Consider the following 12598-nt stretch of genomic DNA (forward strand, 5'->3'; position numbering starts at 1 on the left):
CCTCCTCAGACGGTGACGAAGACGTCATGGCGCTGGCTCGCATGCCACGGGACCAAAAGGCGTTCGACGAGGTCGATCACCCAGAACAGCACCACGCCGATGAGCGCGAGCACGATCAGGGCGGCGAACATGGTGGGCAGCTCGAAATTGCCGATGGAGCGCTGGAGCACGAAGCCGAGGCCGGAATTCGAGCCCACGAACTCGCCCACCACCGCGCCCACCACCGCCAGCGTCACCGACACCTTGAGGCCGGCGAAGATGGCCGGCATGGCGTGGGGCAGGCTCACCATGGCGAAGGTCTGGAGGCGCGAGGCCTTCATGGAGCGGGCGAGGTCGCGCATGTCCGCCTCCACCGACTTGAAGCCCTGCACCCCGGCCACCACCACCGGGAACACGCCCAGAAGGAAGGCGGAGATCACCTTGGGCACGATGCCGAAGCCGAACCACACCACGAACAGGGGCGCGATGGCGACCTTGGGGATGGACTGGGAGAACACCAGCAGCGGGTAGAGATAGGCCTCGATGGTGCGCGAGCCGGCGATCAGCATGGCGAGCGGGATGCCGATGGCGGCCGACAGCGCGAAGCCGGCGAGGGTCGCGATGGTGGTCGGCACCGCCTCGCGCGCCAGCATGGCGCCGTCGTTGCGGAAGGCGAGCATCACATCCCACGGGGTGGGGATGAGATAGGCCGGGATCTGGAAGATGCGGACCGACAGCTCCCAGATGGCGATGAGGATCACCAGCAGGCCCAGCGGCCGCGCCCACGGCGCGTCGATGACGGCAAGCACGGGATTCCTGTGGCGCGGCGACGCCATGCGGCTTCCTCCCTTTTGGTTTGATCCGGCCGGGACTCTGCGGTCCCGTTTTTAACTAACTAGTGAATTACATTTCCCGCGGCGTCCGTTGTCAAGCCCGCCAAGGCGGAGTGAAACCGCACCGAGGTAGCGCAGGACGGCTTTTGCCGCCGCTTTTCCCGTTGCAACTTCTGCCGCACCGCAGCGAAAGCCTTGAGCCGGTCGCGCTTTCCAGCTTATCTCGGTAGCGGGAGGCTTCCACGATGCCGCGTCGCTGTCCAGACACACGGCCGCTACCGCGCCCTGGCGCGAAGGCCTGAGCCGTGCGCCTCGTCTGCCTGCCCCATGCCGGCGGCTCCGCCGTGCTCTACCGCACCTGGAAGGCCGCGCTGCTGGGCCTCGCCACCGTGGACAGCCCCGAGCTTCCCGGTCGCGGCAGCCGCCACGGCGCGCCTTTGCCGACGAGCCTTCCGGCGCTGGCCGAGGACATCGCCGCGCCCCTCGCCCACCGTCCGGTGCCGGTGGTGCTCTACGGCCATTCCATGGGCGCGCTGCTCGCCTTCGAGACGGCGCGGGCGCTCGCCCGCCACGGCGTCACTGTCGCCGGCCTCGTGCTCTCCGGCCGGGCGGCGCCGCACCTGCCGTTTCCCCGGCTCGACCGCCATCTGATGAGCGATGCCGCGCTGATCGAGGAGCTGAAGCGCATCGGCGGCACACCCGACGCGCTGTTCCGCCGTCCCGAAATCCTCGCCATGACGCTGCCGGCGCTGAAGGCCGATTTCCGCATGGTGGACACCTACGCCTTCACCCCCGGCCCGGCGCTGGCCTGCCCGGCGGTGATCCTCGGCGGCGCCGACGATCCCGCAACCCCCGAGCCGAGCCTGCATGCCTGGCGCGAGCTGATCGCAGGCCCGGTGGCGGTGGACATCTGGCCCGGCGGCCATTTCTTCGTGCGCGAGGACGAGGAGCGCCTCCTCACGCTGCTCAAGCGCACCCTCCCCGTCTGGCGCGCCGCCCGTGCCTGAGGCGTCAACCCCGGTGGACGCCGCGCGCCTCGCGCCGGGCGCGAGCCTCCTCGCCATCGCGCGCGTCACCGATGCCCTCATCAATCCCGACCTCGATATCGCGTTGCCGCCCGACGAGGACGCGCGCATCGCCCGCCATGTGAAGGCCGACGACCGCGCCGCCCGCCGCGCCGCCTGGAGCCTCGCGCGCACCCTGCTCGGCGCCGCCCTCGGCCGCGCGCCGGCCGAGGTGTGCGTGGCGCGCGGGACGAACGGGCGGCCGGAACTGGCGGCGCCCTCCGACATCGACTTCAACCTGACCCATTCCGGCGACTGGGTGGCGGTCGGGCTCGCCCGTGGCGGCGCCATCGGGATCGATGTGGAAAAGGCGCGCGGGCTGGACCTGTGGACCCGCCTCGCCCCCGATTTCATGCATGAGGACGACCGCGTCCGCTGGTCCGCCGCCCCCGAGACCGACCGCGCCGCTTCGGCCCTGCGCGCATGGTGCGGGAAGGAAGCGGTGCTGAAGGCGACGGGGGAAGGCCTCGCCGGCGACGCGCGCGGCGTGCGCCTGCCCGAGCGCGGCGGCCTCGTGGTGCGCGCCGGCCGCGCCTTCCTCACCGGCAGCGGCGCTTTGCCCGCCGCCGCCTACGCCTTCGCCGTGGAGGTGGAGGCCCCGCTGCTGTTCCGCTCCGCCGGAGCGGGGTGGGAGCGCATCGCCGGCTGAGGGCTACGCGCTGTCCGGAAATGCTGTCGTCCGGATGCTCTAGCATGGCCGATGGCGGTCCGGTCGAACCGGGATCGAAGATGCGGAGGGGCACGATGTCGAGGGACACGCACGCTTTGAGCCTTGCCGACCGGCTGGCGGCCCTGTGGGATCATCTGGGGATCGAGGCCGCTCATGTGGCGACGCAGATGCCGGGCAGCCTCGCGGGCTTCGCCGCGGCCCATCCGGGGCGCATCGCCGGCCTCCTGTTCCACGAGCCGGTGGGCTGCGAGCCCGCGGCCTTCGCGGACGTGGCCGACCGCCTGACAGTGCTCGCCGGAGATGGCGGCACCTCGTCCCAGATCGCCGCCGTGATCGCGGCTGCCCTGCCCGAGAGCCGCCGGCGCGTGCTCGAAGGCTATGCGCAGCCGGGATGGGCGGATCATGTGCGCGACCGCACCGACGAGGTGATCGCCGCCCTCAAGGACCTGCCGGGCGCGGCCAGCACGCGCGACCGCGCCCCCGAAAGCGGCGCCCATGCGGGCATCAGCTATGACATGCGCGGATCGGGGCCGGCGCTGGTGCTCTTCCCCCTCTTTCTCGCCCCCACCCAGTGGGACGCGGCGCTGCCCCGCCTCGCGGCGGAGTTCACCGTGATCCGCCTGGGCGGCGCGCATCTCGGCGGCGTCGCCCTGCTGGAGGACCGCGCGTCGAGCCCCAGCTATCGGGGCATGTTCACGACGCTCCTCGACATCATCGCTCCCGGCCCGGCGGATCAGGTGCTTGACGTGGGCACGGGCTCAGGCGCGCTGGCGCGGATCGCGGCCCGGCGGGCAGGCCACGTCACGGCCTGCGACATCAACCCCTACATGGTGCGGGAGGGCGCGGACCTCGCCGCCACCGCCGGACTGTCCGATCGCATCACCTTTCGCGAGGCGGATGCCGAGCACCTGCCGTTCGCCGACGCCAGTTTCGACCATGCCTACAGCGTGACAGTGCTGGAAGAGTGCGACGCCGACCGCGCCATCGCCGAGCTGATCCGCGTGGTGAAGCCCGGCGGGCGCGTCGGCGTCATCGTCCGCGCCATCGACGGCCGGCACGTCTTCAGTGCCGATCTGCCGGACGCAATCCGGACCAAGGTGGAGGTCGTGCCGCCCATGGTCTCGCCCGGCGGCGTCGCCGATGCGAGCCTCTACCGGCGGATGCGCGCGGCGGGGCTTGTCGATCTCGTGCCCGGTCCGGCCATGCCGTCCTTCGAGACCGGCAGCAGCTTCTGGCGCTTCGTGGTTGGCCGGCTGGAGCCGCGGCTCTCCGCCGGGGAGCTTGAGGTCTTCCGGGCCGCCCTCGCGCAGGCCGAGGCCGAGGGCAAGCTGTTCGTCACCTTCCCCCACCACGGGGTGGTGGGCACGAGGCCGGCCTAAAGCTGCCGGTTGAGGTTCTCGGCGAAGGAGAGGATGTGGGCGCGGGTGGCCTGCTCGGCGGCGTCGGCGTCGCGGGCGGCCAGCGTGTCGACGATGGCGGCGTGCTCATCCACCACGCGGCGGTGGTGGGCGACATCGCGCAGGGAGACGAACCACACCCGCTGCGCCCGCTCGTGCAGATTGCGCAATATCTCGCCCAGCACCGGATTGCGCGCGCCGCCGGAAATCGTGAGGTGGAATTCGCGGTCGAGGGCCATCAGCTCGGTGATGTCCCCGTCCCCCGCGGCGGCGGTGCCCCGGCGCACGTTCTCCTTCAGCGCAGTGATGACTCCTGCATCCGCCCGCTCGGCGGCGAGGCGGGCGCAGAAGCTCTCGTTGAGGAGGCGCACCTCCACCATGTCGCGCACCTCGTCCTGCGTGATGGGACGCACGATGATGCCCTTGCGCGGCAGCACCTCCACCAGGCCGTCGCGCATCAGCCGGTCGAAGGCCTGCCGCACCGGCGTGCGGCCGAGACCGAGGGAGGCCGCCACCTGCGCCTCGCTCAGCGCCTCGCCGGGACGGAAGGCGCACATGATGATGCGCTGCTTGATGGCCTCATAGGCGGTGTCGCGCAGGGAGCGGACCTCGAGGCGGCCCGGCCCGGGCTCCTCCGGCATGGCGTGATCCATGTCGCGCGCGTCGAGCTGCATGGCGCCCCTCCCAGTTGCCCCTGCCCTTTTGCCTGACCGCGCTCAGCCGGCGACGGGCAGGACGGTCACATCATACCCATGACGGATGATCCGGCCCAGCACCGGGTCCTCGATCTCGAACTCGAACCGCTCGGCCGGGCGGATGCCGCCGATGGCCGCGAGCGTGCCGCAGAACATGGCGGTGCCGTCGCCAAAGCCCGGCTCATAGCCGGCGATGATCTCCTGCGGCGGCAGCATCGCCGCAACCGAACCCTGCTGGTAGACCACGCGCGCCCCGTCGATGACGGCATGGGAGCGGATGAGCAGGCTGTCCCAGTGCGGCAGCACCTCGTCCAGCGCCCAGAGGTCGGCGGCGATGGGCTTGTCGCACATCTGCTTGGACACGGTGATGCCGTAGGTCTCGACCTTGCGGTCGGTATGATCGGAGCCGACGCCGAGCCAGCGGCGCCCGCCCGCCTGAAGGATCATGAACTCCACCTCGCCGGACGACTCGGGGCCGGTGGATTCGATCGCGCCCGCCGTGGTGAAGCGGGCGGCGGCGACGCGGTAATAGATAGGTGTCGAGGCCGGGCGGGCGACGCCCAGCTCCTCCAGCTCCACGATGTGCTTCTCCAGCGCGACCTTGTCGCGGCCGGTCCAGCCCGCGATCACCGCATGGCGGATGTCGATCGTCTCCGTGCGGCTCTCGCCGCCGGCGTGGAGGGTGAAGGTGATCTTCGTGCCCATCGGAATCTCTCGTTCAGGAAACTGGGAAAGAGGCCGGCGCCTCCGAAAGGGGGAGGCAAAGGAGGCGCCGGCCGCACGCTCGCGCCGAGGTCAGTTCGGCGTGCGCGTGTCGAGCAGGGTCCACTTTCCGCCCTTCACCTCGAGGATGTAGACGGGCTTAACGGCGTCGCCGTCGGTGAAGGAGATGGCGCCCTCGAGCGCCTGGTAGTCCTTCAGCTTGGCGAGCTGGTCGCGGATGGCGGCGCGCTCCTCGGCGAGCTTCGCCTTGTCGCCGGTGACGCCCGCGCGCTTCATCGCCTCGGAATAGAGATAGACGATGTCGTAGACCGAGGCGTCCATCTGGTTCGGATCGGTGCGGGTCATGCCCGCCGCCTTGGTGCGCTTGCCGAACTCGGCGGTGAAGGCCTTGGTGGTCGCGTTCACCTCGGGGAAGAAGGTGGTGCCGATGGTGAGGTTGTCGCCTGCACCGTCCATGCGCTTGGGCAGCTCGGGATCGGCGATGGTGGTGCCGCCGACGATGCGGGTGGAGACGCCCTGGCGCTTCAGCTCCTTGGCGAGGTTCACCGCGCCCTCGGGCGGCGAGCCGAGGCCGACGATATCCGGCGCCATCTGCTTCAGCTGCGCCACCTGGGGCGACAGGTCGAAGGCGGCGAGCTGGAAGTCCACCGAGCCCTTGGAGGGGATGGCGTACTTCTCGAACATCTTGGGCACCACCACGGTGCCGATGGACTTGGACACCACGTCGTCCGTGGCATAGGCCGCCGCGCCCGAAGCCATGGGCAGCTTCTTGTCCTTGATGGAGGCGAGCACCTGGTCGATGACCTTGCCCTCGTCCGTGGTGTTGCGGAAGCCGTAGGTGAAGCCCTTGGTGAGGCCCGGCGCCGAGGAGGCCATGGACATCTGGGCGATGCCCTCGCGCTCGCCCACCGGGAAGGTGGTGCGCACTTCCGAGGACGAGAACGGGCCGATGACGGCGAGCGCATTGGCATCCTGCGCGAAGGAGCGCAGCGCGGTGGTCGCCTGCTTGGGATCGCCGGCGGTGTCGAACTTCACCACCTTGATCTTCTTGCCGTTGATGCCGCCCTTGGCGTTGATCTCCTCTACCGCCATGTCGACGGCCACCTCATTGGTGTTGGCGAGGCTCACATAGGGGCCGCTCTTGGCCATCATGTAGCCGAGGACCAGTTCGCCCTCGGCCCGCGCGGCACCGGAGGCGACCAGCGCCGCCAGGAGGCCGGCGCCGAACAGCACGCTCTTCTTCATGTCCCGTTCTCCTTTGAAGGTTTGTTGTTTCAGTGGGCGGCCGACCCGCCGCCCAGATACGCGTCCTGCAAACGGGGATCGGCCGCGAGCACCTCCGGCGCGCCGGCCATGGCGACGCGGCCGAGTTCGAGCACGGTGGCCGAATGGGCGGCCTTGAGCGCCTTGCCGGTGTTCTGCTCCACGAGCAGCACGGAGAGCCCGTCCGTGTTCAATTCGCGGATGAGATCGAACAGCTTGGAGACGAACAGCGGCGAGAGGCCCAGCGACGGCTCGTCCAGCATCATCAGGCGGGGCTTCGCCATCATGGCGCGGCCGATGGCCAGCATCTGCTGCTCGCCGCCGGAGAGGCAGGAAGCGGCCATGTGGCGGCGCTCGGCGAGGTTGGGGAAGCGGTCGTAGATGGCCGCCATCTCCCGCTCCACCGCCGCCGTGTCGCGCCGCATGTGGGCGCCGAGCCTGAGGTTTTCTTCGACGGTGAGGGTGATGAGGATGCGCCGGCCTTCCGGCACCAGCACCAGCCCCGCCCCCATGCGCCGGTGCGGCGGCAGGCGGGTGATGTCGGTTTCCGCGAAGGCGATGCCGCCCGCCTTGGCCGGCACGGCGCCGAGGATGGCCTTGAGCAAAGTGGACTTGCCCGCGCCATTGGCACCGAGCACGGTGACCACCTCGCCCTCGTTCACGGTGAGCGAGACGTCCGAGAGGGCCGCGACGCGGCCATAGGCGACGGAGAGGCCGGAGACTTCGAGCAGCGCCATGGTTCAGGCCTCCTCGTCCGTGCCGATATAGGCCTCGCGCACCAGCTTCTCCTGCCGCACGCGGGAGAGCGGGCCTTCGGCGATCTTCTCGCCGAAATTCAGCACCACCACGTTCTCGCAGATCGAATCCACGAAGTGCATGTCGTGCTCCACCACGAGGAGGGTGACGCCCTTCGCCATCAGCGCCCTGAGATGATCGCGCAGCGCATTCGTCTCGCTGGGATTGAGACCGGCGGCGGGCTCGTCGAGCATCAGAAGGCTCGCGCCGGCCAGCGTCGCGCGCACGAGGTCGATGCGCTTCCTGACCCCATACGGCAGCGCGCTCACCATCTCGTCGCCCCAGCGGCCGAGGCCGCTCTCCTCCAGCGCGGCGCGCGCCTCGCGCTTCCAGCGGTGGTTGGGAAAGAGGCGGTAGGGGGTGAGCAGCGCGCCGAGGGAAGAAGCGCGCACGTGCTGGCCCACCAGCAGGTTTTCCAGCACCGAGAGGTGCGGCATCAGCCGGATGTTCTGGAACGAGCGGGCGACTCCGGTGGAGATGCGCTTGCGCGACGGCATGTGCGTCACGTCCTGCCCGTTCACCTCGATGCGCCCGGCATCGACGCCATAGACGCCGCTGACGAGGTTGAACACCGTGGTCTTGCCCGCCCCGTTGGGGCCGATGAGGGCGGTGGTGACGCCCTTCGGCACGGTGAAGGACAGATCGCGGATGGCGCGCACGCCGGCGAAGGACTTCGACAGGCCGGAGATGGCAAGGGCAGCGGAGGTTGCGGCACTCATCACGCGGCCTCCGCCTTGCGCCGGAACAGGCGGAACAGGGACGACGTCACCAGCCCCTGCGGCCGCACGGCCATGAACAGGATGATGAAGACGGCGAAGAGGGCGTAGCGCCACTGGTCGGAGGCGCGCAGCAGCTCCGGCACCAAGGTGAAGAAGGCGGCGCCCACCAGCGGCCCCCACACGGTCTGCGTGCCGCCGAACAGCACGTAGAGCACGGTGAAGACCGAGAGCAGCACGTTGAAATGCTGCGCCTCGACGAAATTGTAATGATGCGCGTAGAGCCCGCCGCCGAAACCGGCCACCGCCGCCCCCAGCGCGAAGGCGGCCACCTTCATGCCGCGCACGGAGACGCCGAGCAGGTCCGCCACCGTCGCGTCGCTCTTCACCGCCGTGAGGCAGAGCGCGAAGCGGGTGCGGGAGATGAGCAGCATCAGCACCACCACGCCCGCCGCCGACGCATAGACCACGTAAGGGCCGGCATAATCGGTGACGGGATAGCCCGCGGCGCCGCCCACCACTTCCAGATTGAGGAAGACGGCGGAGATCACCTGCCCGAGGGCGAAGGTCGCCATGGCCAGATAGATGCCGTGGGTGCGCAGCACCGGGACGCCGATGAGCAGGCCCACCAGCCCCGCCAGCCCCGCGCCGAGCGGGATCGCCGCCCACATGGGCCACATATATTCGTTGGTGAGGAAGGCCGAGGCATAGGCGCCGATGGCCATGAAGCCGGCGATGCCGAGGTTCAATTGCCCCGCCGCGAGCGGCAGGTAGACCGCATAGGCGGCGATGACATTGAAGGCGAGGACGACGAGGACGCCCGTCAGATAGCCGCTCATCAGAGCTTCTCCCGGCTGGCGGCGCGGCCCATGAGGCCCTGCGGACGCACGATGAGGATGAGGAGGAGCAGGCCGTAGACGGAGATGTTCACCACGTCCGCGCCGATGAAGGAGATGGACAACACCTCCGCGAGGCCGATGACCAGCCCGCCCAGCACCGCGCCCCAGATGGAGCCCATGCCGCCGACGATCATGGCCGCGACGCCCTTGAAGCCGACGCCCTCGCCCATGAAGGGCGACACCTGCTGGTAGTTCACCGCGAACAGGATGCCGGCCAGCGCCGCCAGCAGCGCCGAGGCAATGAAGAGCTGCGGCACGAGGCGGGAGATGTCGATGCCCATGAGCAGCGCCGTCTCCCGGTTCTCCGCCACGGTGCGGATGCGCCGGCCGCCGGCGGTGGAGGACAGATACCAGGACAGGAACGTCACGAGGCCGAGGGAGAGCGCCAGCGAGATGAGCTGCGCGATGCCGATGACGAGGCCGCCGAGGCGGATGTTGAGATCGGGGAGCAGGGCCGGGAAGGCCTGCTGGTCCGAGCCGTACTGGATCAGCATCAGGTTTTCGAGCAGCACCAGAAAGCCGAGGGAGGAGACCAGCGGCACCTCCGGATCGCCGCCCTGCATGGGCCGGTAGGCGAAGCGCTCCACCAGGAGCGACACGAACGCCGCCGCCGCCAGCGCGCCCGCCGCGGCGAGAAGGAAGGGCCAGCCCGCCTTCATCAGCCCGAAGGCGAGCATGCCGCCCACCATGAACAGGCCGGGGAGCGAGAAATTGAGGAAGTTCAGCACGCCGATGGCGAGGGTGAAGGCCACCGCCACCAGCATGTAGATGGCCCCAAGCATGAGGCCGTTGACGATCTGCTGCGCGAGCATGGGCCGGGGCAACCTTCCTCTCGTACGCCGTGACGCGGGCGCCGCCCTTCCCCCCGATCGTCGCCATCGAAGGACGAGCCTTGCGACGAACGGACCTTACGGAAGCGGGGCAGCGATTAGTTTTGATACAAAGCTATTTCGCCCGAGGCTTCAAGCTGAAATTTCAGGCGGATTTCACTGCATTGCAGCATGGTCCCTGGCTGGCCCCGCTCTGAATCCTCATAGGCTTGCGGGGATTCCACAGGAATGCGTGGCCATCGCCTGCCCTTGCCGCAGGCGCCCGCCTGCCCACGCCTGCGGCAGAGCCGCCTTACCCTGTGACCTGCCTGCCGCGCCGGACCGACGCCACCGCGTGGCGGCGGCCCCGATCTTGCTCACGGCCCTTCATCCCCGTTCGCGATGCCAGGGCGTGTCACAGGTCGGCCAAAAATGTCGAAGCCCCGACATCGTTCGAGACATGAGGCTGCCCCATGAAACTCATCGTCGAACGCCTGGTGGTCGAAAGCCTGGTGGACGCCTTCCCGGACCAGGCGCACCTCCTCGCCCAGCCGCGTCTTTCGAGCCGCATGGAGCTGGGCCTCGACGCGCTGAATCCCGACGAGCTGGCCCACCTGCACGAACTGGTGCTGCGGACGGGCGGCACCACCATTCGCGGACAGGAGGAGCAGCTCGCCAATCTCGTCGGCGTGTTCCGCGACGACGGCCGGCGTTTCAGCCCGGACGAGCTGGAAGATCTGGCGGGGGCCATCGCGCTCTATTTCGTCAAGCACTGCATCCGCGGCTGGCTGTTCCGCATGAACCCGGCGGGCAAGCCCGAGCCCTATCTCATCACCCGCCTCGACTACACGCCCCCCGGCGAGGAGGAGGCCGGGCGGCTGATCGTTGAACTGAAGGCCAACAACCGCGGCAAGACCCATGTGGAGAACCTGCTGATCCGCTCCAAGGATCTGCGCGGCCTCACCATCCCCGGCACGCTCGCGGCCAAGGGCTGGCTGATGGAGGACGAGGGGCTGCTTGCCTCCTTCGACGACCAGATGGTGCGCTATTTCGAATGGCGCGGCCGCTATGGCCAGCAGTTCTCCGGCCGCGGCACGGGCCTCTTCGCCGAGGACCCCACGGCCAACCGGCGCGACACCGACTGGGCGCGCAAATCCACCGTCGTGCTGTCCTCCTCCGGCAGCGAGGCGCGGCTGGTGAATGACGAGGAACTGCTCGGCGAGCGCACGCTGGGCACCGAGACCTCCGGCTTCTTCCTGGACAAGATCGTGAAGAAGGCAGACAAGCAGAACCTCTTCCACATGGCGGTGGACGAGGCCCTGCGCGCGGCGAAGGACAGCATCCCCAAGGGTGCCTTCACCGACATGCCCGTCCATCCGCTGATCCTGATGTTCCATCTGGAGCTGCACCACCATGTGTGGGTGCATGTGGACGACATAAAACCTTACGAATACCACCCGGAACTCAAGCAGAAGCTGGTGCTGCCGCCGGAGCAGACCGACCTCATCGACATTCTCACCGCCGAGATGAACACGCTGATGGATGACGTGGTGGTGGGTAAGTCCGGCGGCACCACCGTGCTCTGCGCCGGCCCGCCCGGCGTCGGCAAGACGCTCACCGCCGAGGTCTATTCCGAGATCATCCAGCGCCCGCTCTACCGCGTGCATTCCGGCCAGCTCGGCCTCGACGTGGCCCACATGGAGCAGGCCCTGAAGGATGCGTTGACGCGCGCCCAGCGCTGGGGCGCGGTGATGCTGATCGACGAGGCGGACGTCTACATCAAGCGCCGGCAGGATAACCTCACCATGAATGCGGTGGTGGGCGTGTTCCTGCGCGTGCTCGAATACTTCAACGGCCTCCTGTTCCTCACCACCAACCGGGTGGACGACATCGACGAGGCCATCGTCTCGCGCTGCATCGCCCTCATCAAATATCACTCCCCCGGCCCGGACGACCGGCGGAAGATCTGGCGCGTCATGTGCGACCAGTTCGGCCTCATCCTCTCCAATGACCTCATCGACACGCTGGTGGAGATGTTCCCGGAAACCTCCGGCCGCGACATCAAGGGCCTCGCCAAGCTGGTGGCGAAATACTGCTCGCAGAAGGGCGAGCCGCCCACCATCGACGCCTTCCGCCGCTGCGCCATCTTCCGCGCGCTGGACGTGCCGCCGATGGCCTGATTCCGGCCGTCGGCCTGGCGCCATTCCCCTTGCGGAACTTGGCCCGCCCGGTCCTCGGGCGGGCTCTTTTACGCGGCGGGCCATCCCCCCGCCCTGAACGTGCCGCCGCTCGGCACCGCGTCCGGCCTTCGATAAAGCTATATCCAATTGGAACTAGCATGAGGCTCGTCCCGGTGGTATGGCACGGCCTGGCCTCCGGTTCGTGGTCCCGCGCGGTCTGCGCCCGGCCACCACGGAGGTCCCGGAAAGCGGCAGAAGGATCAGGCACATGAAGGTTTCGGCACGCAATGCCTTCACCGGCACCATTACCGACATCAAGGTCGGCGCGACCACCGCGCATGTGGTGATCGACGTGAACGGCCTCAGGGTCACCGCCTCCATCACCAACGAGGCCGTCCAGGATCTGGGCCTGAAGGTTGGCGGAGAGGCGACGGCCATCGTCAAGTCGTCGGACGTCATCGTCGCGGTCATCTGACGCCACGACGCGCGCAGCGGGGGACGGGGGCGGCGCGCACCTTGTTACCGTCGGTCCGGCCCGGCTTCCGGCGCAGCCTTCAGCGAAGCGCACGCCGGCG

Annotated in this window: 13 protein-coding genes; 5 read left to right on the forward strand and 8 right to left on the reverse strand. The window is 69.0% G+C overall.

Translation table 11 applies throughout. The features are described from left to right. Nucleotides 1-5 precede the first annotated feature (5 nt). Complete coding sequence (locus tag V5F63_RS21330) at nt 6-815, reverse strand: ABC transporter permease (RefSeq protein WP_209485467.1); 810 nt, start codon at nt 813-815, stop codon at nt 6-8. Nucleotides 816-1117: 302 nt separating this feature from the next. Here V5F63_RS21330 and V5F63_RS21335 point away from each other — a divergent pair, with 302 nt between their 5' ends. The 3 genes from V5F63_RS21335 to V5F63_RS21345 all read left to right on the forward strand — a co-directional run bounded on the left by V5F63_RS21335 (nt 1118) and on the right by V5F63_RS21345 (nt 3925). After that, nucleotides 1118-1819 carry a thioesterase II family protein gene (locus tag V5F63_RS21335; protein ID WP_209485469.1) on the forward strand — a complete coding sequence of 234 codons (702 nt, stop codon included), beginning with the start codon at nt 1118-1120 and terminating at the stop codon, nt 1817-1819. Next, nucleotides 1812-2525, forward strand: coding sequence for a 4'-phosphopantetheinyl transferase family protein (locus tag V5F63_RS21340; protein ID WP_394101161.1), 714 nt, complete (start codon nt 1812-1814; stop codon nt 2523-2525). The genes V5F63_RS21335 and V5F63_RS21340 overlap by 8 nt, the downstream gene beginning before the upstream one ends. 95 nt (nt 2526-2620) lie before the next feature. Further along, a complete protein-coding gene (locus V5F63_RS21345; protein ID WP_394101160.1) occupies nt 2621-3925 on the forward strand; it encodes a methyltransferase domain-containing protein in 1305 nt (434 codons plus the stop codon). On the opposite strand, the gene V5F63_RS21350 is transcribed toward V5F63_RS21345, so the two are convergent. The 7 genes from V5F63_RS21350 to V5F63_RS21380 form a co-directional block, all read right to left on the reverse strand. Then, nucleotides 3922-4617: a GntR family transcriptional regulator gene (locus tag V5F63_RS21350; protein ID WP_394028766.1), complete on the reverse strand. Its 696-nt coding sequence runs from the start codon at nt 4615-4617 to the stop codon at nt 3922-3924. The two genes, V5F63_RS21345 and V5F63_RS21350, sit on opposite strands and share 4 nt — an antisense overlap. A gap of 42 nt (nt 4618-4659) precedes the next feature. Then, entirely contained in the window at nt 4660-5343 is a 684-nt protein-coding gene (locus tag V5F63_RS21355; protein WP_394101159.1) for a DUF2848 domain-containing protein, read from the reverse strand. Between the two features lie 90 nt (nt 5344-5433). Continuing rightward, entirely contained in the window at nt 5434-6606 is a 1173-nt protein-coding gene (locus V5F63_RS21360; RefSeq protein ID WP_209485479.1) for an ABC transporter substrate-binding protein, read from the reverse strand. Nucleotides 6607-6635: 29 nt separating this feature from the next. Beyond that, complete coding sequence (locus V5F63_RS21365; protein WP_394101158.1) at nt 6636-7361, reverse strand: ABC transporter ATP-binding protein; 726 nt, start codon at nt 7359-7361, stop codon at nt 6636-6638. Nucleotides 7362-7364: 3 nt separating this feature from the next. Continuing rightward, nucleotides 7365-8138 (reverse strand): ABC transporter ATP-binding protein, encoded by a 774-nt coding sequence (locus V5F63_RS21370; RefSeq protein WP_209485483.1) that lies wholly within the window; start codon nt 8136-8138, stop codon nt 7365-7367. After that, complete coding sequence (locus V5F63_RS21375; RefSeq protein WP_394101157.1) at nt 8138-8974, reverse strand: branched-chain amino acid ABC transporter permease; 837 nt, start codon at nt 8972-8974, stop codon at nt 8138-8140. Before V5F63_RS21375 ends, V5F63_RS21370 begins: the two co-directional genes overlap by 1 nt. Continuing rightward, on the reverse strand, nt 8974-9846 hold the full coding sequence (locus V5F63_RS21380; RefSeq protein ID WP_394028768.1) for a branched-chain amino acid ABC transporter permease: 873 nt from the start codon (nt 9844-9846) through the stop codon (nt 8974-8976). The genes V5F63_RS21375 and V5F63_RS21380 overlap by 1 nt, the downstream gene beginning before the upstream one ends. Before the next feature lie 470 nt (nt 9847-10316). On the opposite strand from V5F63_RS21380, the gene V5F63_RS21385 reads away from it, so the two are divergent. After that, nucleotides 10317-12023, forward strand: coding sequence for an AAA family ATPase (locus V5F63_RS21385; RefSeq protein ID WP_394101156.1), 1707 nt, complete (start codon nt 10317-10319; stop codon nt 12021-12023). Between the two features lie 268 nt (nt 12024-12291). Continuing rightward, the gene (locus V5F63_RS21390) at nt 12292-12498 is read left to right on the forward strand and encodes a TOBE domain-containing protein (RefSeq protein WP_209485489.1); all 207 of its coding nucleotides are present in this window, start codon (nt 12292-12294) and stop codon (nt 12496-12498) included. Nucleotides 12499-12598 lie beyond the last annotated feature (100 nt).

Source organism: Xanthobacter wiegelii (assembly GCF_043193855.2).
In the GTDB taxonomy this organism is placed as follows: domain Bacteria; phylum Pseudomonadota; class Alphaproteobacteria; order Rhizobiales; family Xanthobacteraceae; genus Xanthobacter; species Xanthobacter flavus_A.

Excerpts from the sequence above, each read along its gene's own strand:
- V5F63_RS21330 (WP_209485467.1), bottom strand. The coding sequence starts at position 815 with ATGGCGTCGCCGCGCCACAGGAATCCCGTGCTTGCCGTCATCGACGCG.
- V5F63_RS21345 (WP_394101160.1), top strand. The coding sequence starts at position 2,621 with ATGTCGAGGGACACGCACGCTTTGAGCCTTGCCGACCGGCTGGCGGCC.
- V5F63_RS21350 (WP_394028766.1), bottom strand. The coding sequence starts at position 4,617 with ATGCAGCTCGACGCGCGCGACATGGATCACGCCATGCCGGAGGAGCCC.
- V5F63_RS21355 (WP_394101159.1), bottom strand. The coding sequence starts at position 5,343 with ATGGGCACGAAGATCACCTTCACCCTCCACGCCGGCGGCGAGAGCCGC.
- V5F63_RS21360 (WP_209485479.1), bottom strand. The coding sequence starts at position 6,606 with ATGAAGAAGAGCGTGCTGTTCGGCGCCGGCCTCCTGGCGGCGCTGGTC.
- V5F63_RS21365 (WP_394101158.1), bottom strand. The coding sequence starts at position 7,361 with ATGGCGCTGCTCGAAGTCTCCGGCCTCTCCGTCGCCTATGGCCGCGTC.
- V5F63_RS21370 (WP_209485483.1), bottom strand. The coding sequence starts at position 8,138 with ATGAGTGCCGCAACCTCCGCTGCCCTTGCCATCTCCGGCCTGTCGAAG.
- V5F63_RS21375 (WP_394101157.1), bottom strand. The coding sequence starts at position 8,974 with ATGAGCGGCTATCTGACGGGCGTCCTCGTCGTCCTCGCCTTCAATGTC.
- V5F63_RS21380 (WP_394028768.1), bottom strand. The coding sequence starts at position 9,846 with ATGCTCGCGCAGCAGATCGTCAACGGCCTCATGCTTGGGGCCATCTAC.
- V5F63_RS21385 (WP_394101156.1), top strand. The coding sequence starts at position 10,317 with ATGAAACTCATCGTCGAACGCCTGGTGGTCGAAAGCCTGGTGGACGCC.
- V5F63_RS21390 (WP_209485489.1), top strand. The coding sequence starts at position 12,292 with ATGAAGGTTTCGGCACGCAATGCCTTCACCGGCACCATTACCGACATC.